Origin of the sequence: Enterobacter sp. HMSC16D10 (assembly GCF_001807145.1) — a bacterium.
Taxonomy (GTDB): domain Bacteria; phylum Pseudomonadota; class Gammaproteobacteria; order Enterobacterales; family Enterobacteriaceae; genus Enterobacter; species Enterobacter roggenkampii.
In genome coordinates, this window is record NZ_KV787865.1 from 58,338 (window position 1) to 83,513 (window position 25,176).

The following is a 25,176-nucleotide window of genomic DNA, read 5'->3' on the forward strand; positions in this document are numbered from 1 at the left end:
CGTAGGCCGGGTAAGCGAAGCGCCACCCGGCTTTTTTTGTGAAGAAATTAAGGAGAAAAATAGCAGGGAAAAAGCAGAAATTCCCAATAAATGCGGTCACTTAGCGTTTAGGATTGCAGAGAATAACATCCCCCGTTCCCCTCGCGTAATCTCCTTACAACGGCCCACGTTGGGCAACGATAATAAGGAGTCACCGATGTCAAAACTGAAACCTGCGCTGATTGCGCTTTCACTGATGCTGGTCGCTCCCATGGCGGTTCAGGCATCTGAAATCACCCTCGTACCTGCGGTCAAACTGCAGATTGGCGACCGGGATAATAACGGGCACTACTGGGACGGTGGCCGCTGGCGCGACCATGACTGGTGGAAGGCGCATTATGACTGGCGCGATAACCGCTGGCGTCCTCACGATGAGCATCGCGAGCATGACCATCATCATGACGATCATCGTCCAGGTCCGGACTGGAAACACCACTAATGCAAAACCCCGCCAGCCGGCGGGGTTTGTTTTTACTGCTCGTGGCGCTTAAACACCAGTTCGCCTTTCCCTGACGACGCCTCGTCAAAGAAATAGCCTTCGCTGTTGAAGGCGGTCAGCTGCTCCGGCTTCGTCAGGCGGTTCTGAATGATGTAGCGGCTCATCAGCCCGCGCGCTTTCTTGGCGTAGAAGCTGATCACTTTGAACTTGCCGTTCTTCTCGTCGAGGAACACCGGCTTGATGATGTCGGCATCCAGCTTTTTCGGCTTCACCGACTTGTAGTATTCATCGGACGCCAGGTTAATCACCACGTTATCGCCCTGCGCGCGCAGCGCCGCATTCAGCTTATCGGTGATGATATCGCCCCAGAAATGGTACAGGTCTTTGCCGTTGGCATTCTCCAGGCGAATCCCCATCTCCAGACGATAAGGCTGCATCAGATCCAGCGGGCGCAGTACGCCGTACAGGCCCGACAGCATGCGCAGATGCTGCTGGGCAAAATCGAAATCGGCTTCGCTAAAATCTTCCGCCTGCAGGCCGGTGTACACATCGCCTTTAAACGCCAGAATCGCCTGGCGAGCGTTAGCCGGGGTGAAATCCGGGTGCCACTCGTGAAAGCGGGTCGCGTTCAAATCGGCCAGCTTGTCGCTGATGCTCATCAGCGAGGCGATTTGCGGCGCTGAGAGCTTACGCGCTTCGCGGATCAGCTGTTGCGAATAGTCCAGCAGTTCAGGCTGGGTATAGCGCTCGGTGGCGAGCGGGCTCTGGTAGTCGAGCGTTTTTGCAGGTGAAATCAGAATCAGCATATCCAGTCCTTGCAGGAAATTTAGAGCGACTTTAGCAAAAAATCGCCCTGAATTGATCGATAGCTGTTATTGCCGTGGCAAATCATCCCACGTGCCGGGGGCAAGCTGCGCCTTGATATCGGGATAGCGGGCGGGATCAAAGACCGGCGGAACGCCGAGTTTGCGCTGGCGCAGATAGTCTCTGGCAATCAGGGTCACCACGGGCGAGAGCAGCAGGATCGCCGTGAGGTTAGTGATTGCCATCAGCGCCATAATGATATCGGCCAGTTGCCAGACCAGCGGCATACTGAGCAGGGAGCCTGCTATCACCATCAGGATAACCCCCAGACGCAGAGTTCCGATCGCGGCGCGGGAGTCGAGTTTCAGGAAAATAAGGTTATTTTCGGCGTAGAGGTAATTCACCACGATTGAGCTGAAGGCAAACAAGATCAGGATGAGCGAGACAAATCCGGCTCCCCAGCCGCCGGTCAGTGTCACCAGCGCCTGCTGGAGAAGCTGTATCCCGACGGTTCCCGACGCGTGGGGTACGGGGCCTGCCAGCAGCAAAATCATGGCGCTGGCGGAACAGATAATAATGGTATCGGTAAAGACGCCAATCATCTGCACAATACCTTGTGCGGCCGGGTGTGGCGGCCAGGAAGAGGCGGCGGCTGCCGCATTGGGGGTTGACCCCATACCGGCTTCATTGGAGAACATGCCCCGCTGAAAACCCGCCATCAGCGCCTGGCTGAAGGTGTAGCCCAGCGCGCCGGATGCCACTTCGCGCCAGCCAAAGGCGCTTTTGACGATGGTGGCAAGCACGCCCGGCACCTGGTCGAGATGCAGTGCGGCGACGAACAGGCTCGCGGCAACCCAGAGCAGCGCCATAATGGGCACCAGCCACTGCATCAGGCGAGCGATACCCTTGAGACCGAATGAAATGGTAAGCAGAACGATCGAAGCTAAAGCGAGACCCGCGAGCCACTCGGGGCAGGAGAAGGCATAGCGCATGGCATGGGCGACCGAGTTCGCCTGGACGGTATTAAAAATAAGACCGTACGCGAGCAGTAAAAAAAGCGAGAACAGGACGCCCATCCAGCGCATCCCCAGGCCACGCGCCATGTACCAGGCTGGACCACCGCGAAACTGGCCGCGCTTATCTTTCTCTTTGTAGAGTTGCGCAAGCGAACTTTCGGCAAAGGAGGTGGCCATACCGAGAAGTGCCGTCATCCACATCCAGAAGACCGCGCCTGGCCCACCGGCGCTGATGGCCAGTGCTACCCCCGCCAGATTCCCGCTGCCCAGGCGTGCCGCCAGGCTGGTACAGAGCGCCTGGAATGACGTTAATCCGCCCGGCTGAGGCGTGACGCTGTTTTTCAGACTTCTGCCAAACTTGCGAATATAGCGAAACTGGATAAACCCACTGCGTAGCGTAAACCAAATACCCGCTCCCAGAAGCAGGTAAATCATTATCGAACCCCAGAGGACTTCGTTAATAAAGAAAAAGAAATCAGGCATTAACGTCCCTCTTGTTGATGCCAACGTGAATATGTAAGCGCTACCACTGATTGGGCATGCTGTTGCTTAGCAGCCTGTTAATATTCTGAGTTTATCATACTCTGCCTAAGCGCACTGTCTGCGGTTGCGCTACCCCTCCGTCGTGTTATCATCAGGGCAGACCGGTTACATCCCCCTAACAAGTAAACCTGTCATTTTTCCGCTGCAGGCATGCTGTCGGTAGCGTGAATTATCCAGGGCACGTTAAAAGAGAAACACTATCATGACGGATAAATTGACCTCCCTTCGTCAGTTCACCACTGTCGTAGCTGACACCGGAGATATCGCGGCAATGAAGCTGTACCAGCCGCAGGATGCCACAACCAACCCTTCTCTGATCCTTAACGCCGCACAGATCCCTGAGTATCGCAAACTGATTGATGAGGCTGTGACCTGGGCGAAAGCGCAGAGCAACGACCGCGCGCAGCAGGTTGTGGACGCTACTGATAAACTGGCCGTGAACATCGGTCTCGAGATCCTGAAACTGGTTCCGGGCCGTATCTCTACCGAAGTGGACGCGCGTCTCTCCTACGACACCGAAGCGTCTATCGCGAAAGCAAAACGTCTGATCAAACTGTACAACGATGCGGGCATCAGCAACGATCGTATCCTGATCAAACTGGCTTCTACCTGGCAGGGTATCCGCGCGGCAGAGCAGCTGGAAAAAGAGGGTATCAACTGTAACCTGACCCTGCTGTTCTCCTTCGCACAGGCGCGTGCATGTGCAGAAGCTGGCGTATACCTGATTTCTCCGTTCGTGGGCCGTATTCTGGACTGGTACAAAGCCAACACCGATAAGAAAGAGTACGCACCGGCTGAAGATCCAGGCGTGATTTCTGTGACTGAAATCTACGAATACTACAAACAGCATGGCTATGAGACCGTGGTTATGGGCGCAAGCTTCCGTAACGTCGGTGAAATCATCGAGCTGGCTGGCTGTGACCGCCTGACCATCGCGCCTGCACTGCTGAAAGAGCTGGCTGAAAGCGAAGGTACTCTGGAGCGTAAACTGTCCTACACCGGTGAAGTGAAAGCACGCCCAGAGCGCATCACTGAATCCGAGTTCCTGTGGCAGCACAACCAGGATCCAATGGCGGTAGACAAGCTGGCGGACGGTATCCGTAAGTTTGCTGTTCACCAGGAAAAACTGGAAAAAATGATCGGCGACCTGCTGTAATCATTCCGCGTGACCGGGCTCCCGGTCACGCGACTGCTTTCGTACCCTGTCTGAATTTCCTCTCTGCGTGTATCATTCCCTTTAATCAGTACTCTTTGAATGGAATGGATATGAATACCTTACGCATCGGCTTAGTGTCGATTTCTGACCGCGCCTCCAGCGGTGTTTACCAGGATAAAGGCATCCCCGCTCTGGAAGCGTGGCTGGCCAGTGCACTGACTACCCCGTTTGAGATCCAGACTCGCCTTATTCCCGACGAACAGCCGATTATCGAGCAGACCCTGTGTGAGCTGGTGGATGAGATGAGCTGTCACCTGGTGTTAACCACCGGCGGAACCGGGCCCGCGCGCCGTGATGTGACGCCGGACGCGACGCTGGCGATTGCCGATCGTGAAATGCCGGGCTTCGGCGAACAGATGCGCCAGATCAGTCTACACTTTGTCCCGACGGCCATTCTTTCCCGCCAGGTAGGGGTGATCCGCAAGCAGGCGTTGATTCTGAACCTGCCGGGCCAGCCGAAGTCGATCAAAGAGACGCTGGAAGGGCTAAAAGCGGAAGACGGCAGCGTCATCGTTCACGGCATCTTTGCAAGTGTACCGTATTGTATACAGCTGCTTGACGGCCCGTATGTCGAAACCGATGAGAAAGTGGTAGCAGCTTTTCGTCCTAAAAACGCGCGTCGCGAAACAATCTCCTGAAATTAATCAATATGTGACATAAGCTGAAGCGGCGATAGCGTGGTAACGGTTTTACGGTATAGTAATTTTTTCTTTACGATTGCTGTAAAAATAAATCCACAATACACGCATAATGGTTCGCTATGTCACATAACGCCCGACCTCTGAATCGACAGGACTACAAAACCCTCACGCTCGCGGCCTTAGGCGGTGCGCTGGAGTTTTACGACTTCATTATCTTCGTCTTCTTCGCTGCCGTAGTGGGGGAGCTCTTCTTCCCGGCCGATATACCGGAGTGGCTGCGTCAGGTGCAAACCTTCGGCATTTTTGCTGCCGGGTATCTGGCGCGTCCGCTGGGCGGCATTATCATGGCCCACTTTGGCGATCTGGTCGGGCGTAAAAAGATGTTTACCCTCAGCATCCTGCTGATGGCGGTCCCCACGCTGGCCATTGGTCTGCTGCCCACCTATGCCTCGATGGGGATTCTCGCGCCGCTGCTGCTGTTGCTGATGCGCGTGCTTCAGGGCGCGGCGATTGGCGGTGAAGTGCCGGGCGCGTGGGTGTTTGTCGCAGAGCATGTTCCGGCGCGCCGGATTGGTATCGCCTGTGGAACCTTAACCGCGGGGCTGACGGTCGGGATCCTGCTCGGCTCGGTGGTCGCCACCATTGTGAATACCAGCATGACGCAGCAGGCCTTACACGACTGGGGCTGGCGTATTCCGTTCCTGCTGGGTGGGGCGTTTGGCCTGGTGGCGATGTACCTGCGCCGCTGGCTGCAGGAGACACCGATTTTCCTGGAGATGCAGCAGCGTAAAGCGCTGGCGCAGGAGCTGCCGGTGAAGGCGGTTGTGGTACGTCATAAAAAGGCGGTGGTGGTGTCGATGCTGCTCACCTGGCTACTCTCGGCCGGGATTGTGGTGGTGATATTGATGTCTCCGGTGTGGCTGCAAAAGCAGTACGGTTTCGCCCCTGCCGTGACGCTACAGGCGAACAGTATCGCGACAATCATGCTCTGCTTTGGCTGCCTGGCCGCCGGGCTGGCGGCAGATCGTTTCGGTGCCAGCGTTACCTTTATTGTCGGCAGCCTGTTACTGGCCGCTTCAAGCTGGGCGTTTTACCATCTGGCAGGCAGCCATCCTGAACAGTTGTTCCTGCTGTACGGCGTGGTAGGGCTGTGCGTGGGCGTTGTCGGCGCGGTGCCTTACGTCATGGTGCGCGCGTTCCCGCCGGAGGTACGTTTCACCGGGATCTCATTTTCCTACAACGTGTCGTATGCCATTTTCGGTGGGCTGACGCCGATTGCGGTGACGGTCCTGATGGGCGTCTCTCCCATGGCTCCGGCCTGGTACGTGCTGGCGCTGTCGGTGATGGGGCTGGTATTGGGATTTTGGCTTCGTCAGGCGGGGGGATGTCGTGCCCGCGAGGCGGACACGACAGAGAGATCAGTGTTTTTCACCAATCGGTAGCACGGTGCGGTCAAACTGCTCGTTCAGCACTTCACCCATTGCCAGGTAGATAGCGCTTGCGCCGCAAACCAGACCAATCCAGCCGGCAACGTGAACGATGCCTTCGTTATCCACCAGGTGACCGATTGCCAGCAGGGCAAACAGCACGGTCAGGCTCAGGAAGACGAACTGCAGCATGCGGTTGCCTTTCAGGGTACCGAAGAACATGAACAGGGTGAAGACGCCCCACAGGCCCAGGTAGACGCCCAGGAAGTGGGCGTTTGCCGCGTCTGCCATGCCCATTTTAGGCAGCAGCAGAATGGCGACCAGGGTCAGCCAGAAAGAACCGTAAGAGGTGAAGGCGGTTAAGCCGAAGGTATTGCCTTTCTTATATTCCAGCAGGCCCGCAAAGATTTGCGCGATACCGCCATAAAAAATGCCCATCGCCAGGATGATGCCATCCATCGGGAACATCCCGATATTGTGCAGGTTCAGCAGAATAGTGGTCATGCCAAAACCCATCAAGCCCAGCGGAGCCGGATTAGCCAACTTAGTGTTGCCCATAAGTCCTCAAAAAAATCATCATTAATATGGTGAAATGGTTAAACCCGCGTCAGTTCTCCCTGACGGGGCGCGGCATCATAATGGGCGCAATCGATGGCGTCTATGATCTCATCAGGGTGAAATTAAAATTTTTTTTATGCTTGCCCCTTGATGGATGCCGTCGCGACCCCATCTTGTAGTCAACCGCAGTGTGTGGACCTGAAAAAAATCAAATCTGGGCAGTTGAAAAAGCACGTTCTGCCCTTATTACAGGTACACAACCACATGTTGACTGAATTTTTAGTGGAGACGTTTAGATGGGTAAAATTATTGGTATCGACCTGGGTACTACCAACTCTTGTGTAGCGATTATGGATGGCACTACTGCACGCGTGCTGGAGAACGCCGAGGGCGATCGCACCACGCCTTCTATCATTGCTTATACCCAGGACGGTGAAACTCTGGTTGGTCAGCCGGCTAAACGTCAGGCAGTGACAAACCCGCAAAACACTCTGTTTGCGATTAAACGCCTGATCGGTCGCCGCTTCCAGGACGAAGAAGTTCAGCGTGACGTTTCCATCATGCCTTACAAAATCATCGCGGCAGATAACGGCGATGCATGGCTTGATGTGAAAGGCACCAAAACGGCACCACCGCAGATTTCTGCTGAAGTGCTGAAAAAAATGAAGAAAACCGCAGAAGATTACCTGGGTGAGCCGGTAACTGAAGCTGTTATCACCGTTCCTGCATACTTCAACGATGCTCAGCGTCAGGCAACCAAAGATGCTGGCCGTATCGCAGGTCTGGAAGTAAAACGTATCATCAACGAACCAACCGCGGCTGCTCTGGCTTACGGTCTGGATAAAGAAGTCGGCAACCGTACTATCGCGGTTTACGACCTGGGTGGTGGTACCTTCGATATCTCTATTATCGAAATCGACGAAGTTGACGGCGAAAAAACCTTCGAAGTTCTGGCAACCAACGGTGATACCCACCTGGGTGGTGAAGACTTCGATACCCGTCTGATCAACTACCTCGTTGACGAGTTCAAGAAAGATCAGGGCATTGACCTGCGTAATGACCCGCTGGCTATGCAGCGCCTGAAAGAAGCCGCTGAGAAAGCGAAGATCGAACTGTCTTCCGCTCAGCAGACCGACGTGAACCTGCCGTACATCACTGCAGACGCGACCGGTCCTAAACACATGAACATCAAAGTGACCCGTGCGAAACTGGAAAGCCTGGTAGAAGACCTGGTGAACCGTTCTATCGAGCCGCTGAAAGTTGCTCTGCAGGACGCTGGCCTGTCCGTGTCTGATATCAACGACGTTATCCTCGTTGGTGGCCAGACCCGTATGCCAATGGTGCAGAAGAAAGTGGCTGAGTTCTTTGGTAAAGAGCCACGTAAAGACGTTAACCCGGACGAAGCAGTGGCTATCGGTGCTGCGGTTCAGGGTGGCGTACTGACCGGTGAAGTGAAAGACGTACTGCTGCTGGACGTTACCCCGCTGTCTCTGGGTATCGAAACCATGGGCGGTGTGATGACTGCGCTCATCAACAAAAACACCACCATCCCAACCAAGCACAGCCAGGTGTTCTCTACCGCTGAAGACAACCAGTCTGCGGTAACCATCCATGTGCTGCAGGGTGAGCGTAAGCGTGCGGCGGATAACAAATCTCTGGGTCAGTTCAACCTGGACGGTATTAACCCGGCACCGCGCGGCATGCCACAGATCGAAGTCACCTTCGACATCGATGCTGACGGTATCCTGCACGTGTCTGCGAAAGACAAAAACAGCGGTAAAGAGCAGAAGATCACCATCAAGGCATCTTCTGGTCTGAACGAAGCGGAAATCGAAAAAATGGTTCGCGATGCCGAAGCTAACGCGGAATCCGACCGTAAGTTCGAAGAGCTGGTTCAGACCCGCAACCAGGGTGACCATCTGCTGCACAGCACCCGTAAGCAGGTTGAAGAAGCAGGCGATAAACTGCCAGCGGAAGACAAGACTGCTATCGAAGCTGCACTGAGTGCGCTGGAATCCTCACTGAAAGGTGAAGATAAAGCGGACATCGAAGCGAAGATGCAGGAACTGGCACAGGCTTCTCAGAAGCTGATGGAAATCGCTCAGCAGCAGCACGCTCAACAGCAGGCGGGCGCTGACGCTTCGGCGAACAATGCGAAAGACGACGACGTTGTCGACGCTGAGTTCGAAGAAGTTAAAGATAAAAAATAATCGCCCTGATGCAGGGTAATTAATCGGCACGGGCGTAGGAGAACTCTCCACGCCCGTGCTCGCATGTTAAGGGGCTTAAAAAAACCAATGGCAAAGCAAGACTATTACGAGATTTTAGGCGTTCCGAAAACTGCGGAAGAGCGTGAAATCAAAAAGGCGTATAAGCGCCTGGCCATGAAATTCCACCCGGACCGTAATCAGGGTGACAAAGAGGCTGAAGCCAAATTTAAAGAGATCAAAGAAGCCTACGAAGTCCTGACCGATGCACAAAAACGTGCGGCCTATGACCAGTACGGTCACGCAGCCTTTGAACAGGGCGGCATGGGCGGCGGTGGATTCGGTGGCGGCGGCTTTGGCGGCGGTGCCGACTTCAGCGATATCTTTGGCGATGTCTTCGGCGACATCTTCGGCGGTGGGCGTGGTCGTCAGCGCGCGGCGCGCGGCGCGGACCTGCGCTACAACATGGATCTGACGCTGGAAGAGGCCGTTCGCGGTGTTACCAAAGAGATCCGTATTCCGACGCTGGAAGAGTGTGACGTCTGCCACGGCAGCGGCGCGAAAGCGGGTACCCAGCCTCAGACCTGTCCAACCTGTCACGGCTCCGGCCAGGTCCAGATGCGTCAGGGCTTCTTCGCGGTACAGCAGGCCTGTCCGCACTGTCACGGTCGCGGTACGCTGATTAAAGATCCGTGCACCAAATGCCACGGCCACGGTCGCGTTGAGAAAACCAAGACCCTGTCCGTTAAAATCCCGGCTGGCGTGGATACGGGCGACCGCATCCGTCTGGCGGGTGAGGGTGAAGCTGGCGAACACGGCGCACCGGCAGGCGATCTGTACGTTCAGGTGCAGGTGAAACAGCACGCTATCTTCGAGCGCGAAGGGAACAACCTGTACTGTGAAGTGCCGATCAACTTCGCGATGGCGGCTCTCGGCGGCGAAATCGAAGTGCCGACGCTGGATGGTCGCGTCAATCTGAAGATCCCGGGCGAGACCCAGACCGGTAAGCTGTTCCGCATGCGCGGGAAAGGCGTTAAATCCGTTCGCGGTGGTGCGCAGGGCGACCTGCTGTGCCGCGTCGTCGTGGAAACGCCGGTTGGCCTGAACGATAAGCAGAAACAGCTGCTGAAAGAGTTGCAGGAAAGCTTTGGTGGTCCGACGGGTGAGAAAAACAGCCCGCGTTCCAAAAGCTTCTTCGATGGCGTCAAAAAATTCTTCGATGATTTGACCCGCTAATCCGTTAGCTGGTTTTCATCTTCAAAAAGCCCGGAAGCGATTCCGGGCTTTTTTTATTTACGGTTATTGCTCGGTAAAAGTGAATCTATATTCAATATTAATCTGTTTTTGCCGAGCTATTTGGCTTGGTATTATGGTTTTATCGAGGTATTGTTGTAAAAGAGAGAACTTAAATGAAATTACTACACCGTTTCTTTAGCAGTGAGGCGTCCGGTGGCGTGCTCCTGATTATTGCCGCAGCGGCCGCGATGGTGCTGGCTAATCTTGGCATCACGCGGGATCTCTATCATGCATTTCTGGAAACGCCCGTTGAGCTGAAGGTCGGGGCGCTGGAAATTAACAAGAACATGCTGCTGTGGATCAACGATGCGCTGATGGCGGTGTTCTTCCTGCTGGTGGGGCTTGAAGTTAAGCGTGAGCTGGTTCTGGGCTCGCTTGCCAGCCGCCAGCGCGCGGCGTTCCCGGTCATTGCCGCGCTCGGTGGGATGGTGGTGCCGGCGCTGCTCTTCCTGGCGTTCACCTGGCAGGATCCGGTTGCACGTCACGGCTGGGCGATCCCGGCCGCGACGGATATTGCCTTTGCGCTCGGGGTGCTGGCCTTGCTGGGAAGCCGCGTGCCGGTTGCGCTGAAAATCTTCCTGATGGCGCTGGCGATCATCGATGATCTTGGCGCCATTGTGATTATCGCGCTGTTCTACACCAGCGATCTGTCGATCCTGTCTCTGAGCGTGGCTGCCGGAGCGATTGCGGTGCTGGCGCTGCTGAACATCTTTAATGTGCGCCGCATCGGTATCTACATCCTCGTGGGGATGGTGCTGTGGACGGCGGTGCTGAAATCCGGCGTGCACGCCACGCTGGCTGGGGTGATCGTCGGCTTCTTCGTACCGCTTAAGCCGCAGGACGGCAAGTCGCCGGCCAAACAGCTGGAGCATGTGCTGCACCCGTGGGTCGCCTTTATGATCCTGCCCCTGTTTGCGTTTGCCAACGCCGGGGTTTCGCTGGGCGGCGTGACGCTGGACGGGCTGACGTCCGTGCTGCCGCTGGGCATTATTGCCGGTCTGTTTATCGGTAAGCCGCTGGGTATTAGCCTCTTTTGCTGGCTGGCGACGAAACTGAAGCTGGCGTCATTGCCGCACGGCACCACGTTTAAGCAGATTATGGCCGTCGGCGTGCTGTGTGGAATAGGGTTTACGATGTCGATCTTTATCTCGACGCTGGCGTTTGGCGCGCATGCGCCTGAGCTGATCGTCTGGGCGAAACTCGGCATTCTCATCGGGTCATTACTGGCCGCCGTAATTGGTTATACCTTGTTGAAGGTGAAATTGTCCGGACAGGCCGTCCAGGCATAACGGAACACCGGGAGGAGGCGATCCTTCTCCCGAAACACACTCAAGGAGCGAAGACGCGATGTCTCATTTGAATTACAACCATCTTTACTACTTCTGGCACGTCTATAGACAGGGCTCGGTGGTCGGGGCTGCAGAGGCGCTCTACCTGACGCCGCAAACCATCACCGGGCAAATCAAGGCGCTGGAAGAACGTTTGCAGGGCAAGCTGTTCAAGCGTAAGGGGCGCGGGATTGAACCCAGCGAGCTGGGTGAGTTGGTTTTCCGCTACGCGGACAAAATGTTTACCCTTAGCCAGGAGATGCTGGATATCGTCAACTACCGCAAAGAGTCGAACCTGCTCTTTGATGTTGGCGTGGCGGATGCGCTGTCCAAACGGCTGGTGAGCGGCGTGCTGGATGCGGCGGTGGTTGAAGATGAACAAATTCATCTTCGCTGCTTTGAATCCACCCACGAGATGCTGCTGGAACAGCTGAGCCAGCACAAGTTGGATATGATTATCTCGGATTGTCCGATCGACTCGACGCAGCAGGAAGGGCTGTTCTCGGTGAAAATTGGGGAATGCGGCGTGAGCTTCTGGTGCATTAATCCGCCGCCGGAGAAACCCTTCCCGGCCTGCCTGGAAGAGCGTCGACTGCTGGTGCCGGGAAGACGTTCCATGCTGGGGCGCAAGCTCCTGAACTGGTTTAACTCGCAGGGGTTAAACGTGGAAATCCTCGGCGAATTTGACGATGCGGCGCTGATGAAAGCCTTTGGTGAAGCCCACAACGCCATCTTCGTTGCGCCGACGCTCTACGCGCACGATCTCTATTCGGACGACAAGATTACGGAGATAGGCAGAGTGGATAACGTGATGGAGGAGTATCACGCCATCTTTGCTGAAAGGATGATTCAGCATCCGGCGGTACAGCGAATCTGTAACCGTGACTACTCGGCGCTGTTTACGGCACCGGCAATCTGAAGATATAAAAAAACCCGCGTTAAGCGGGTTCTTTTAAAACAAGCAACAACAAGCGGCGATTAAGCCAGTTTGTTGATCTGCGCGGTCAGGTTTGCTTTATGACGCGCTGCTTTGTTTTTGTGGATCAGACCTTTAGCAGCCTGACGATCCACGATTGGTTGCATTTCGTTAAATGCGTTCTGCGCAGCAGCTTTGTCGCCAGCTTCGATAGCTGCGTATACTTTCTTGATGAAAGTACGCATCATAGAGCGACGGCTTGCATTGTGCTTACGAGCCTTTTCAGACTGAATAGCACGTTTCTTAGCTGATTTGATATTAGCCAAGGTCCAACTCCCAAATATGATCTATGTGGACAATTCAAAGGCCGAGGAATATGCCCTCTATACCTTCTTTTGTCAATGGATTTGTGCAAATAAGCGCCGTTAATGTGGCGACGCTACGTTACGTAGTGATGGCGCAGGATTCTACCAGCTTGTTGTCCGTGAATACAGCTTTTCGGCATAAAAATCGCAGTTCGCGAGCAGATTTTTTCGCTGCGAAAGGTCAGCCTGATGAAATCATTACGGCTTTCTGTTTTGCACGAACAATCGCCGGTTAACCTTAACCGCTGTACAAGGTATACTTTGGCGATTTTCACTGTTTTGAGCCAGACATGAAGCTGATACGCGGCATACATAATCTCAGCAGAGCCCCGCACGGGTGCGTGCTGACCATTGGTAATTTCGACGGCGTGCATCGTGGTCATCAGGCGCTGTTGCAGGGATTGCGTAAAGAAGGGGAGGCCCGCGGCCTGCCCGTTGTAGTGATGATTTTCGAACCGCAGCCGCTGGAGCTGTTCGCGGGCGACAAATCTCCCGCCCGTCTTACACGCCTGCGCGAGAAGTTGCGCTATCTGGCTGAGTCCGGCGTGGACTATGTTTTGTGCGTACGTTTCGATCGCCGCTTTGCCGCGCTGACAGCACAAAATTTCGTCAGCGACCTGCTGGTGAAGCGTCTTGGCGTGCAGTTTCTTGCCGTGGGCGATGATTTCCGCTTTGGCGCTGGTCGTCAGGGTGATTTCTTGCTATTACAGAAGGCTGGTCTGGAGTACGGTTTTGACGTCACCAGCGCGATGACCTTCTGTGAAGGCGGCGTGCGCGTTAGCAGCACGGCAGTGCGGCAGGCGCTGGCCAACGATGAACTGGATACGGCAGAAAACCTGCTGGGACATCCGTTCACCATCTCTGGTCGCGTGGTCCATGGCGATGCGCTGGGCCGCACGATAGGTTTCCCGACGGCGAATATACCGCTGCGTCGTCAGGTTTCCCCGGTTAAAGGGGTCTATGCGGTAGAAGTGGCAGGACTGGGCGATAAGCCGTTCTACGGCGTCGCCAATATTGGCACGCGTCCGACCGTTGCCGGTGTGCGTCAACAGCTAGAAGTGCACCTGCTGGACGTTGTAATGGACCTGTATGGTCGCCATATAGATGTGATACTGCGTAAAAAAATACGCAACGAGCAGCGATTTGGTTCGCTGGATGAACTCAAAGCGCAAATTGCGCGAGATGAATTAACAGCCCGCGAGTTTTTTGGGCTTTGAACCCGGCTTAACTGCCTACGTGATAAATACGGAACCGAGAATCTGATGAGTGACTATAAATCAACCCTGAATTTGCCGGAAACAGGGTTCCCGATGCGCGGCGATCTCGCCAAGCGTGAACCGGGAATGCTGGCGCGTTGGACCGATGATGACCTGTACGGCATCATTCGTGCAGCCAAAAAAGGCAAAAAAACCTTCATTCTGCATGATGGCCCTCCCTATGCGAATGGCAGCATTCATATTGGTCACTCTGTAAACAAGATTCTGAAAGACATTATCGTGAAGTCCAAAGGACTCGCGGGATATGACTCGCCTTACGTTCCGGGCTGGGACTGCCACGGCCTGCCAATCGAGCTGAAAGTTGAGCAGGAATTTGGCAAGCCTGGTGAGAAATTCACCGCCGCCGAGTTCCGTGCGAAGTGCCGCGAATACGCAGCCACCCAGGTTGACGGTCAGCGCGCTGACTTCATCCGTCTGGGCGTACTGGGCGACTGGTCGCATCCGTACCTGACCATGGACTTCAAAACTGAAGCCAACATCATCCGTGCGCTGGGTAAAATCATCGGCAACGGCCACCTGCACAAAGGCGCTAAGCCGGTGCACTGGTGCGTGGACTGCCGTTCTGCGCTGGCAGAAGCGGAAGTGGAGTATTACGACAAAACCTCTCCGTCTATCGACGTAGCCTTCCATGCTGTCGATCAGGATGCGGTGAAAGCCAAATTTGGCGTGTCGTCCGTTAACGGCCCGATCTCGCTGGTGATCTGGACCACCACCCCGTGGACCCTGCCAGCCAACCGTGCGATCTCCCTGTCCGGCGAGTTCGAATACGCGCTGGTGCAGATTGACGGCCAGGCGGTTATCCTGGCGAAAGATCTGGTTGAGAGCGTGCTCAAGCGCGCGAATATCGCCGACTACACCGTGCTGGGTACCGTAAAAGGCGACGCGCTGGAGCTGATGCGCTTCAAACACCCGTTCCTGGACTTCGACGTTCCGGCGATCCTGGGCGACCACGTGACGCTGGACGCGGGTACCGGTGCGGTACATACCGCCGGTGGCCACGGTCCTGACGACTACAACATCAGCCTGAAGTACGGTCTTGAAATCGCCAATCCGGTTGGCCCGGACGGTTCTTACCTGCCTGGCACCTATCCGGCGCTGGACGGCATCAACGTCTTCAAAGCGAACGACATTATCGTTGACATGCTGCGCACCAGCGGCGCGCTGCTGCACGTTGAGAAAATGCAGCACAGCTATCCGTGCTGCTGGCGTCACAAGACGCCAATCATCTTCCGTGCGACCCCGCAGTGGTTCGTCAGCATGGATCAGAAAGGCCTGCGAGAGCAGTCTCTGAAAGAGATCAAAGGCGTGCAGTGGATCCCGGACTGGGGCCAGGCGCGTATCGAATCCATGGTGGCTAACCGTCCTGACTGGTGTATCTCCCGTCAGCGTACCTGGGGCGTGCCGATGTCGCTGTTCGTGCATAAAGAGACGCAGGAGCTGCACCCGAACACCCTGGAACTGATGGAAGAAGTGGCGAAGCGCGTCGAAGTTGACGGCATCCAGGCGTGGTGGGATCTCGACGCCCGTGACATCCTGGGCGCTGATGCGGATAACTACGAGAAAGTGCCGGATACCCTGGACGTATGGTTCGATTCCGGGTCTACCCACTCCTCCGTGGTTGACGTGCGTCCGGAATTTGCCGGTCACGCTGCCGATATGTATCTGGAAGGGGCTGACCAACACCGCGGCTGGTTCATGTCATCTCTGATGATCTCCACCGCCATGAAGGGTAAAGCGCCTTACCGTCAGGTACTGACTCACGGTTTCACCGTGGATGGTCAGGGCCGTAAGATGTCTAAATCTATCGGTAATACCGTTTCTCCGCAGGATGTGATGAACAAGCTGGGCGCAGACATTCTGCGTCTGTGGGTGGCGTCGACCGACTACACCGGCGAAATGGCGGTGTCTGACGAGATCCTGAAACGCGCTGCCGACAGCTATCGTCGTATCCGTAACACCGCGCGCTTCCTGCTGGCGAACCTGAACGGGTTCGATCCGGCAAAAGACATGGTGAAACCGGAAGAGATGGTGGTGCTGGACCGCTGGGCGGTAGGCTGCGCGAAAGCGGCGCAGGAAGATATCCTGAAGGCCTATGAGTCTTATGACTTCCACGAAGTGGTGCAGCGCCTGATGCGCTTCTGCTCCATCGAGATGGGCTCGTTCTACCTCGACATCATCAAAGACCGCCAGTACACCGCGAAAGCGGACAGCGTGGCGCGTCGTAGCTGCCAGACCGCGCTGTTCCATATCGCAGAAGCGCTGGTACGCTGGATGGCGCCGATCATGTCCTTCACCGCGGATGAAATCTGGGGTTACCTGCCGGGCGATCGTGAGAAGTATGTCTTCACGGGCGAGTGGTACGAAGGTCTGTTCGATCTCTCCAGCACCGAAGCGATGAACGATGCCTTCTGGGACGAGCTGCTGAAAGTGCGTGGCGAAGTGAACAAGGTTATCGAGCAGGCGCGTGCTGACAAGAAAGTCGGTGGCTCTCTGGAAGCGGCGGTGACCCTGTACGCGGAGCCAGAGCTGGCGGCGAAGCTGACGGCGCTGGGCGATGAATTACGATTTGTCCTGTTGACCTCCGGTGCGAAAGTTGCGGATTATGCTGACGCGTCTGCTGATGCTCAGCAGAGCGAACTGCTCAAAGGACTGAAAGTCGCGCTGAGCAAAGCCGACGGTGAGAAATGCCCGCGTTGCTGGCATTACACCACCGATGTCGGTCAGGTGGCGGAACACGCAGACATCTGCGGACGCTGTGTAAGCAACGTCGCCGGTGACGGCGAAAAACGTAAGTTTGCCTGATGAGTAAAACTCTCTGTTCAACAGGACTGCGCTGGCTGTGGCTGGTTGTGGTGGTGCTGATTATCGATCTGGGCAGCAAGTTCCTGATCCTCCAGAACTTTGCTCTGGGGGAGACGGTGCCTTTGTTCCCGTCGCTTAACCTGCACTACGCGCGCAACTACGGTGCGGCGTTCAGTTTCCTTGCCGACAGCGGTGGCTGGCAGCGCTGGTTCTTTGCGGGTATCGCTCTCGGTATCTGCGTGATCCTGGCGGTGCTGATGTACCGCTCGAAGGCAACGCAAAAGCTGAATAACATCGCCTACGCGCTGATCATTGGCGGCGCGCTGGGCAACCTGTTTGATCGCCTGTGGCACGGCTTTGTGGTCGATATGATCGACTTCTACGTCGGCGACTGGCACTTCGCGACCTTTAACCTCGCCGATAGCGCCATTTGCATCGGTGCGGCGTTAATCGTGCTGGAAGGCTTCTTGCCGAAACCGGCCGCGAAAGAGCAGGCGTAAGCATCAATGCCGGGTGGCGCTACGCTTACCCGGCCTACCGAATTTGTGGCTTCCCGTAGGCCCGGTAAGCGTAGCGCCACCGGGCAACAGGTGACCCAAAACAAGCGAGCAATTTGCATGTCTAAATCCGTACAGAGCAACAGCGCGGTTCTCGTTCACTTTACGCTGAAGCTGGATGACGGCTCCACGGCCGAATCCACCCGCAACAACGGCAAACCGGCCCTGTTTCGTCTTGGCGATACCTCCCTGTCTGAAGGTCTTGAGCAGCAGCTTCTCGGTCTGAAAGAGGGTGAGAAAAAAGCCTTTTCGCTGGAGCCGGATGCCGCGTTTGGCGTGCCAAGCCCGGATCTGATCCAGTATTTCTCCCGTCGTGAGTTTATGGACGCGGGTGAACCGGAGATCGGGGCAATTATGCTCTTTACCGCTATGGACGGCAGCGAAATGCCTGGCGTGATCCGCGAAATCAACGGCGACTCGATTACCGTTGACTTCAACCATCCGCTTGCCGGGCGTACCGTTCATTTTGATGTTGAAGTGCTGGAGATCGATCCGGCACTGGAGGCCTGAAATGCAGATCCTGTTGGCTAACCCGCGCGGCTTCTGCGCCGGTGTAGACCGCGCTATCAGCATTGTTGAAAACGCGCTGGAAATTTACGGCGCGCCGATTTATGTGCGTCACGAAGTGGTGCATAACCGCTACGTAGTCGACAGCCTGCGCGAACGCGGTGCCATCTTTATCGAGCAGATCAGCGAAGTGCCGGACGGTGCGATCCTGATTTTCTCCGCGCACGGCGTCTCTCAGGCGGTCCGTAACGAAGCGAAAAGTCGCGATCTGACCGTCTTCGATGCCACCTGCCCATTGGTGACCAAGGTGCATATGGAAGTGGCGCGCGCCAGCCGCCGTGGTGAAGAGTCGATCCTGATTGGCCATGCCGGCCACCCGGAAGTCGAGGGCACCATGGGCCAGTACAGCAACCCTGAAGGGGGAATGTATCTGGTGGAGTCGCCTGAAGATGTCCTGACGCTGAACGTGAAAAACGAAGCGCGCCTGTCGTTTATGACCCAGACGACGCTCTCCGTCGACGATACCTCAGACGTGATTGACGCCCTGCGTCAGCGCTTCCCGAAAATCGTCGGGCCGCGCAAGGATGACATCTGCTACGCCACCACCAATCGTCAGGAAGCGGTGCGCGCGCTGGCTGAACAGGCGGACGTGGTGCTGGTGGTCGGCTCTAAGAACTCCTCCAACTCTAACCGTCTGGCTGAACTGGCACAGCGAATGGGGAAGGCGGCGTTCCTGATCGACGATGCCACGGATATTCAGGAAGCGTGGGTTAAAGACGCGGCCTGCGTTGGCGTGACGGCCGGGGCGTCCGCGCCGGATATTCTGGTACAAAACGTCATTTCCCGTCTGCAGGAGCTGGGCGGCGGCGAAGCGGTGCCGCTGGAAGGACGTGAAGAGAACATTGTTTTCGAAGTGCCGAAAGAACTGAGAATCGACGCCCGCGAAGTCGAATAGTCCCTTTTCTGATGAAAGGCCAGCACCTCCTGTGCTGGCCTTTTTTTTACCCGTTACTTTATCGTGACGACAAAATCATGTCTTTTACTGATATTTAAGTCGGTTTCACGTTAAATTCTAATTATTGGTGTTTTCAGTTGGCAGTGCTCAGAAAGGCTGGTTAATCTGAAAACGGTTTACATCATTTTAACGTAAGAGAATAACTATGCATGATGCACAGATCCGTGTCGCCATTGCGGGCGCGGGTGGACGTATGGGCCGTCAGCTGATTCAGGCGGCACTTCAGATGGATGGCGTAGCACTTGGCGCGGCGCTGGAGCGTGACGGTTCATCACTTCTGGGGACTGATGCTGGTGAGCTGGCGGGCGCGGGAAAGACCGGCGTCACCGTACAAAGCAGCCTGGAGGCGGTTAAAGAGGACTTCGATGTCTTCATCGATTTTACCCGCCCGGAAGGGACGCTCGCGCATCTGGCATTTTGCCGCCAGCACGGCAAGGGGATGGTGATCGGCACCACCGGTTTTGACGATGCGGGCAAGCAGGCTATCCAGGATGCATCCAAAGAGATTGCGATTGTCTTCGCCGCAAACTTTAGCGTGGGGGTTAACGTCATGCTGAAGCTGCTGGAGAAAGCCGCGAAGGTGATGGGCAACTACACCGATATTGAGATTGTTGAAGCTCACCACCGCTATAAGGTTGATGCGCCATCCGGCACGGCGCTGGCGATGGGCGAAGCGATTGCTCATGCACTTGATAAAGATTTAAAAGACTGTGCGGTCTATGCCCGCGAAGGCCACACCGGGGAACGCGTGCCAGGCACCATTGGTTTCGCAACCGTCCGGGCGGGTGACATCGTCGGCGAACATACCGCGATGTTCGCCGATATTGGCGAGCGCGTCGAAATTACGCATAAAGCGTCCAGCCGAATGACGTTTGCCAATGGTGCCGTTCGGTCCGCTTTGTGGCTGAAAGAGAAAAAAAATGGTCTTTTTGATATGAGAGATGTGCTGGATCTCAACAATTTGTAAGCATTATTACCCATCGTGATGTGGTTATTGCAGTCGTAATTATTTGATTGCATAGGGCAATAATTTATTGCCCTTTTATTTTATCTGTTTCGTGATTATTTTGTGCATTTAGCCTTGAAAGTATAGCTATTCCTCTTGATTATCGTTATAGAAATGTAAATTTTGACCATTTGGTCCACTTTTTGATGCTGCGTCCACTCATTTTTCATTAAACCCGGCGCGCAAGCGTTTTCCGCAGTGATTTACCTGATCTTTTTGTCGCTTAAGCTTCACTCGCCTCGCCAGATACGCAAAAGACTAAACAAAATATCGGTTTTAAGTTGACTTTTACCCACCAAATCTCCAGAATGCCGCCGTTTGCCAAAAATCCGCTGGCAACACATTTGCATTGATCCATGACATGGTTATGAATTAATATGCAAATAAAGTGAGTGAATATTCTCTGGAGGGTGTTTTGATTAAGTCAGCGCTATTGGTTCTGGAAGACGGAACCCAGTTTATCGGTCGGGCCATAGGGGCAACGGGTTCGGCGGTTGGGGAAGTCGTTTTCAATACTTCAATGACCGGTTATCAAGAAATCCTCACTGATCCTTCCTATTCTCGCCAAATCGTTACTCTTACTTATCCTCATATCGGCAATGTCGGCACCAATGCGGCTGACGAAGAATCCTCTCAGGTACATGCGCAAGGCCTTGTCATTCGTGACCTGCCGCTGATTGCCAGCAACTTCCGCAACACTGATGATCTCTCTTCTTACCTGAAGCGCCATAACATCGTGGCGATTGCCGATATCGATACCCGTAAGTTAACGCGTCTGCTGCGTGAGAAGGGTGCACAGAACGGCTGCATCATCGCAGGTGATAACCTCGATGCGACGCTGGCGCTGGAAAAAGCGAAAGCTTTCCCGGGCCTGAACGGCATGGACCTGGCGAAAGAAGTGACTACCGCTGAAGCCTACAGCTGGACTCAGGGTAGCTGGACGCTGGAAGGCGACCTGCCGGAAGCGAAAAAAGAGAGCGAGCTGCCGTTCCACGTGGTGGCCTACGATTTTGGCGCCAAGCGCAACATCCTGCGCATGCTGGTTGACCGCGGCTGCCGCCTGACGGTAGTGCCTGCACAAACGTCTGCCGAAGACGTGTTGAAGATGAATCCGGACGGTATTTTCCTGTCCAACGGCCCTGGCGACCCGGCGCCGTGCGATTATGCCATCGCCGCCATCAAGTCCTTCCTGGAAACCGATATCCCGGTATTCGGCATCTGCCTCGGCCATCAGCTGCTGGCGCTGGCGAGCGGTGCGAACACCGTTAAGATGAAGTTCGGCCACCACGGTGGTAACCACCCGGTGAAAGACATCGATAACAACACGGTGATGATCACCGCGCAGAACCACGGCTTTGCCGTCGATGAAGCCTCAATGCCGGCTAACCTGCGCGTGACCCATAAGTCGCTGTTCGATGGCACCCTGCAGGGGATTCATCGCACCGATAAGCCAGCGTTCAGCTTCCAGGGCCACCCGGAAGCGAGCCCGGGCCCACACGACGCCGCGCCGCTGTTCGATCACTTCATCGAACTCATCGAGCAATACCGTAAGACCGCTAAATAATCAGGAGCCGAGAAGACAATGCCAAAACGTACAGACATAAAAAGCATCCTGATCCTTGGCGCTGGCCCGATCGTTATCGGCCAGGCCTGCGAATTCGACTACTCCGGCGCGCAGGCGTGTAAAGCCCTGCGTGAAGAGGGTTACCGCGTTATCCTGGTGAACTCTAACCCGGCGACCATCATGACCGACCCGGAAATGGCTGATGCAACCTACATTGAGCCGATTCACTGGGAAGTGGTGCGTAAAATCATCGAAAAAGAGCGCCCGGACGCGGTGCTGCCGACCATGGGCGGCCAGACGGCGCTGAACTGCGCGCTGGAGCTGGAGCGTCAGGGCGTGCTGGCCGAGTTCGGCGTGACCATGATTGGCGCGACCGCCGACGCGATTGATAAAGCCGAAGACCGTCGCCGCTTCGACGTGGCGATGAAGAAAATCGGCCTCGACACCGCGCGCTCCGGTATCGCACACAACATGGAAGAAGCGCTGGCCGTTGCGGCTGAGGTGGGCTATCCGTGCATCATCCGTCCATCGTTCACCATGGGCGGCACCGGCGGCGGTATTGCCTACAACCGCGAAGAGTTCGAAGAGATTTGCGAACGCGGTCTGGATCTTTCCCCAACCAAAGAGCTGCTGATTGATGAATCGCTGATTGGCTGGAAAGAGTACGAGATGGAAGTGGTGCGTGATAAAAACGACAACTGCATCATCGTCTGCTCCATCGAAAACTTCGATGCGATGGGTATCCACACCGGCGACTCCATCACCGTTGCGCCAGCCCAGACGCTGACCGACAAAGAGTACCAAATCATGCGTAACGCCTCGATGGCGGTACTGCGTGAAATCGGCGTGGAAACCGGCGGTTCTAACGTACAGTTCTCCGTAAACCCGAAAACCGGCCGTCTGATTGTTATCGAAATGAACCCGCGCGTGTCCCGTTCCTCCGCGCTGGCCTCTAAAGCGACCGGCTTCCCGATTGCGAAAGTGGCGGCGAAACTGGCGGTGGGTTATACCCTCGATGAGCTGATGAACGACATCACCGGTGGCCGCACCCCTGCGTCCTTCGAGCCGTCCATCGACTACGTTGTGACTAAAATTCCTCGCTTTAACTTCGAGAAATTCGCCGGCGCGAACGACCGTCTGACCACCCAGATGAAATCCGTCGGTGAAGTGATGGCGATTGGCCGCACGCAGCAGGAATCCCTGCAGAAAGCGCTGCGCGGTCTGGAAGTGGGCGCAACCGGCTTTGACCCGAAAGTGAGCCTGGACGACCCGGAAGCGCTGACTAAAATCCGTCGCGAGCTGAAAGACGCAGGCGCAGAACGTATCTGGTACATCGCCGATGCCTTCCGCGCGGGCCTGTCCGTCGACGGCGTGTTCAACCTGACCAACATCGACCGCTGGTTCCTGGTACAGATTGAAGAGCTGGTGCGTCTGGAAGAGAAAGTGGCAGAGCTGGGCATCAACGGCCTGGACGCAGACTTCCTGCGCATGCTGAAGCGTAAAGGCTTCGCCGACGCGCGTCTGGCTAAGCTGGCGGGCGTGCGCGAAGCGGAAATCCGCAAGCTGCGCGACCAGTATGACCTGCACCCGGTGTACAAGCGCGTCGACACCTGTGCGGCAGAGTTTTCTACCGACACCGCGTACATGTACTCCACCTATGAAGATGAGTGCGAAGCGAATCCGTCAGTTGACCGCGACAAGATTATGGTGCTGGGCGGCGGTCCAAACCGTATCGGCCAGGGCATCGAGTTCGACTACTGCTGCGTACACGCCTCGCTGGCGCTGCGTGAAGACGGTTACGAGACCATCATGGTCAACTGTAACCCGGAAACCGTCTCCACCGACTACGACACCTCTGACCGCCTCTACTTCGAGCCGGTGACGCTGGAAGACGTGCTGGAAATCGTGCGCATCGAGAAGCCAAAAGGCGTTATCGTGCAGTACGGTGGCCAGACGCCGCTGAAGCTGGCGCGCGCGCTGGAAGCGGCAGGCGTACCGGTTATCGGTACCAGCCCGGATGCGATTGACCGCGCGGAAGACCGTGAACGTTTCCAGCAGGCGGTTGACCGTCTGAAGCTGAAACAGCCCGCGAACGCCACGGTGACGGCCATCGAACAGGCCGTAGAGAAGGCGAAAGAGATTGGCTACCCGCTGGTGGTGCGTCCTTCTTATGTGCTGGGCGGCCGCGCGATGGAAATCGTCTACGACGAAGCCGACCTGCGTCGCTACTTCCAGACGGCGGTGAGCGTCTCCAACGATGCGCCAGTACTGCTTGACCGCTTCCTCGACGATGCGGTAGAAGTGGACGTTGACGCCATCTGCGACGGCGAAATGGTGCTGATTGGCGGCATCATGGAACATATCGAGCAGGCGGGCGTACACTCCGGCGACTCCGCCTGTTCTCTGCCAGCGTACACCCTGAGCCAGGAGATTCAGGACGTGATGCGCCAGCAGGTACAGAAGCTGGCCTTCGAGCTGCAGGTTCGCGGCCTGATGAACGTCCAGTTCGCGGTGAAAGATAACGAAGTCTACCTGATTGAAGTCAACCCGCGTGCGGCACGTACCGTACCGTTCGTCTCTAAAGCCACCGGTATTCCGCTGGCGAAAGTGGCGGCGCGCGTGATGGCAGGCCAGACGCTGGCACAGCAGGGCGTGACCAAAGAGATCATTCCACCGTACTACTCGGTGAAAGAAGTGGTGCTGCCGTTCAACAAATTCCCGGGCGTTGACCCGCTGTTAGGGCCAGAAATGCGCTCAACCGGGGAAGTGATGGGCGTGGGCCGTACCTTCGCAGAAGCGTTTGCCAAGGCGCAGCTGGGCAGCAGCTCGACCATGAGAAAATCGGGCCGTGCGCTGCTCTCCGTTCGCGAAGGCGATAAAGAGCGCGTGGTTGACCTGGCAGCCAAGCTGCTGAAGCAGGGCTTTGAGCTGGACGCGACCCACGGTACGGCAATTGTGCTGGGCGAAGCGGGTATCAACCCGCGTCTGGTGAACAAGGTGCATGAAGGTCGTCCGCACATTCAGGATCGTATCAAAAATGGCGAATACACCTACATCATCAACACCACCGCAGGCCGCCAGGCGATTGAAGACTCCAAGCTGATTCGCCGCAGCGCGCTGCAGTACAAAGTGCACTACGACACCACCCTGAACGGCGGTTTCGCAACGGCCATGGCGCTGAATGCGGATGCTACCGAGAAGGTGATTTCGGTTCAGGAAATGCACGCGCAGATTAGCAAGTAAGTAAAAATGCCCGGTGCCGTTCGGTTGCCGGGCATTCACCCCATCTTCAGAACCTTCTGGTTTTTCATCCTCTTTCAGTCAGTTAGCCTAAAATTGTTAGGTCGATAACGAAATTCAACTGAGAGCAGGGGAAAACACCATGCAAAATAAATTACTGATCGCCACCCTTCTTGCCGCCACTGCAACGTTTACCGTCGCGGGCTGTTCCTCTAACCAGGCAGTGAAAACCACCGATGGCAAAACCATTGTCACCGACGGAAAACCACAGGTCGATGACGATACCGGTCTGGTGTCGTATAAAAATGCGGAAACGGGTCAGACCGAGCAGATCAACCGCGATCAGGTGAAATCAATGGGCGAGCTGGATAACTAATAAAAAAAGCCGTGGCGTTTGCCACGGCTTTTAGTCT

21 protein-coding genes and 1 pseudogene are annotated in these 25,176 nt (G+C 55.8%); 18 read left to right on the top strand and 4 right to left on the bottom strand.

Features of this window, described 5'->3' with window-relative positions; genetic code table 11:
- The first annotated feature begins 196 nt into the window (after positions 1 to 196).
- Positions 197 to 478, top strand: coding sequence for a DUF2502 domain-containing protein (locus HMPREF3143_RS09430; RefSeq protein ID WP_025912144.1), 282 nt, complete (start codon positions 197 to 199; stop codon positions 476 to 478).
- Between the two features lie 32 nt (positions 479 to 510).
- Here HMPREF3143_RS09430 and yaaA read toward each other — a convergent pair whose 3' ends face one another.
- Entirely contained in the window at positions 511 to 1,284 is a 774-nt protein-coding gene (yaaA, locus tag HMPREF3143_RS09435) for a peroxide stress protein YaaA (protein ID WP_070532846.1), read from the bottom strand.
- A 66-nt stretch (positions 1,285 to 1,350) separates the two neighbouring features.
- Positions 1,351 to 2,781, bottom strand: coding sequence for an alanine/glycine:cation symporter family protein (locus tag HMPREF3143_RS09440; protein WP_070532849.1), 1,431 nt, complete (start codon positions 2,779 to 2,781; stop codon positions 1,351 to 1,353).
- Positions 2,782 to 3,043: 262 nt separating this feature from the next.
- Between HMPREF3143_RS09440 and tal the strand changes: the two genes are divergently transcribed.
- The 3 genes from tal (at position 3,044) to HMPREF3143_RS09455 (ending at position 6,140) form a co-directional block, all read left to right on the top strand.
- Positions 3,044 to 3,997 (top strand): transaldolase, encoded by a 954-nt coding sequence (tal, locus tag HMPREF3143_RS09445; protein WP_070532852.1) that lies wholly within the window; start codon positions 3,044 to 3,046, stop codon positions 3,995 to 3,997.
- A gap of 110 nt (positions 3,998 to 4,107) precedes the next feature.
- Positions 4,108 to 4,695 (top strand): molybdopterin adenylyltransferase, encoded by a 588-nt coding sequence (gene mog, locus HMPREF3143_RS09450; protein ID WP_008502044.1) that lies wholly within the window; start codon positions 4,108 to 4,110, stop codon positions 4,693 to 4,695.
- A gap of 122 nt (positions 4,696 to 4,817) precedes the next feature.
- A complete protein-coding gene (locus HMPREF3143_RS09455) occupies positions 4,818 to 6,140 on the top strand; it encodes an MFS transporter (RefSeq protein WP_070532855.1) in 1,323 nt (440 codons plus the stop codon).
- Here the strand turns inward: HMPREF3143_RS09455 and satP are convergent.
- Complete coding sequence (satP, locus tag HMPREF3143_RS09460; protein ID WP_008502042.1) at positions 6,117 to 6,683, bottom strand: acetate uptake transporter; 567 nt, start codon at positions 6,681 to 6,683, stop codon at positions 6,117 to 6,119. The genes HMPREF3143_RS09455 and satP overlap by 24 nt on opposite strands.
- Positions 6,684 to 6,979: 296 nt before the next feature.
- Between satP and dnaK the strand changes: the two genes are divergently transcribed.
- The 4 genes from dnaK (at position 6,980) to nhaR (ending at position 12,433) form a co-directional block, all read left to right on the top strand.
- Positions 6,980 to 8,893: a molecular chaperone DnaK gene (gene dnaK / locus HMPREF3143_RS09470; RefSeq protein ID WP_008502041.1), complete on the top strand. Its 1,914-nt coding sequence runs from the start codon at positions 6,980 to 6,982 to the stop codon at positions 8,891 to 8,893.
- Between the two features lie 87 nt (positions 8,894 to 8,980).
- Positions 8,981 to 10,126, top strand: a complete 1,146-nt coding sequence (gene dnaJ / locus HMPREF3143_RS09475; RefSeq protein WP_008502040.1) for a molecular chaperone DnaJ — start codon at positions 8,981 to 8,983, stop codon at positions 10,124 to 10,126.
- A gap of 173 nt (positions 10,127 to 10,299) precedes the next feature.
- The gene (gene nhaA, locus HMPREF3143_RS09480; protein WP_023326672.1) at positions 10,300 to 11,475 is read left to right on the top strand and encodes a Na+/H+ antiporter NhaA; all 1,176 of its coding nucleotides are present in this window, start codon (positions 10,300 to 10,302) and stop codon (positions 11,473 to 11,475) included.
- A gap of 58 nt (positions 11,476 to 11,533) precedes the next feature.
- The gene (gene nhaR / locus HMPREF3143_RS09485) at positions 11,534 to 12,433 is read left to right on the top strand and encodes a transcriptional activator NhaR (RefSeq protein ID WP_070532858.1); all 900 of its coding nucleotides are present in this window, start codon (positions 11,534 to 11,536) and stop codon (positions 12,431 to 12,433) included.
- Positions 12,434 to 12,492: 59 nt separating this feature from the next.
- Here the strand turns inward: nhaR and rpsT are convergent, their stop codons facing one another.
- On the bottom strand, positions 12,493 to 12,756 hold the full coding sequence (gene rpsT / locus HMPREF3143_RS09490; protein ID WP_008502037.1) for a 30S ribosomal protein S20: 264 nt from the start codon (positions 12,754 to 12,756) through the stop codon (positions 12,493 to 12,495).
- Between the two features lie 115 nt (positions 12,757 to 12,871).
- Here rpsT and HMPREF3143_RS26260 point away from each other — a divergent pair.
- The 10 genes and pseudogenes from HMPREF3143_RS26260 to HMPREF3143_RS09535 form a co-directional block, all read left to right on the top strand.
- A pseudogene (locus HMPREF3143_RS26260) lies at positions 12,872 to 13,078 on the top strand (DUF2575 domain-containing protein); the annotation flags it as partial.
- 7 nt (positions 13,079 to 13,085) lie between these two features.
- Positions 13,086 to 14,012, top strand: coding sequence for a bifunctional riboflavin kinase/FAD synthetase (gene ribF / locus HMPREF3143_RS09495; RefSeq protein ID WP_021240557.1), 927 nt, complete (start codon positions 13,086 to 13,088; stop codon positions 14,010 to 14,012).
- A gap of 45 nt (positions 14,013 to 14,057) precedes the next feature.
- Positions 14,058 to 16,874: an isoleucine--tRNA ligase gene (ileS, locus tag HMPREF3143_RS09500; RefSeq protein ID WP_070532862.1), complete on the top strand. Its 2,817-nt coding sequence runs from the start codon at positions 14,058 to 14,060 to the stop codon at positions 16,872 to 16,874.
- Positions 16,874 to 17,374: a signal peptidase II gene (gene lspA / locus HMPREF3143_RS09505; RefSeq protein WP_008502034.1), complete on the top strand. Its 501-nt coding sequence runs from the start codon at positions 16,874 to 16,876 to the stop codon at positions 17,372 to 17,374. The genes ileS and lspA overlap by 1 nt, the downstream gene beginning before the upstream one ends.
- Before the next feature lie 117 nt (positions 17,375 to 17,491).
- Positions 17,492 to 17,941 carry an FKBP-type peptidyl-prolyl cis-trans isomerase gene (gene fkpB, locus HMPREF3143_RS09510; RefSeq protein ID WP_003856450.1) on the top strand — a complete coding sequence of 150 codons (450 nt, stop codon included), beginning with the start codon at positions 17,492 to 17,494 and terminating at the stop codon, positions 17,939 to 17,941.
- Position 17,942: 1 nt separating this feature from the next.
- Complete coding sequence (gene ispH, locus HMPREF3143_RS09515) at positions 17,943 to 18,893, top strand: 4-hydroxy-3-methylbut-2-enyl diphosphate reductase (protein ID WP_032654909.1); 951 nt, start codon at positions 17,943 to 17,945, stop codon at positions 18,891 to 18,893.
- Between the two features lie 205 nt (positions 18,894 to 19,098).
- Positions 19,099 to 19,920 (top strand): 4-hydroxy-tetrahydrodipicolinate reductase, encoded by an 822-nt coding sequence (gene dapB / locus HMPREF3143_RS09520; RefSeq protein WP_023293311.1) that lies wholly within the window; start codon positions 19,099 to 19,101, stop codon positions 19,918 to 19,920.
- Positions 19,921 to 20,374: 454 nt separating this feature from the next.
- Complete coding sequence (carA, locus tag HMPREF3143_RS09525) at positions 20,375 to 21,523, top strand: glutamine-hydrolyzing carbamoyl-phosphate synthase small subunit (RefSeq protein WP_070532865.1); 1,149 nt, start codon at positions 20,375 to 20,377, stop codon at positions 21,521 to 21,523.
- Between the two features lie 18 nt (positions 21,524 to 21,541).
- Positions 21,542 to 24,766: a carbamoyl-phosphate synthase large subunit gene (carB, locus tag HMPREF3143_RS09530; protein WP_008502028.1), complete on the top strand. Its 3,225-nt coding sequence runs from the start codon at positions 21,542 to 21,544 to the stop codon at positions 24,764 to 24,766.
- A 139-nt stretch (positions 24,767 to 24,905) separates the two neighbouring features.
- Positions 24,906 to 25,139: a YgdI/YgdR family lipoprotein gene (locus HMPREF3143_RS09535; protein WP_021240552.1), complete on the top strand. Its 234-nt coding sequence runs from the start codon at positions 24,906 to 24,908 to the stop codon at positions 25,137 to 25,139.
- Positions 25,140 to 25,176 lie beyond the last annotated feature (37 nt).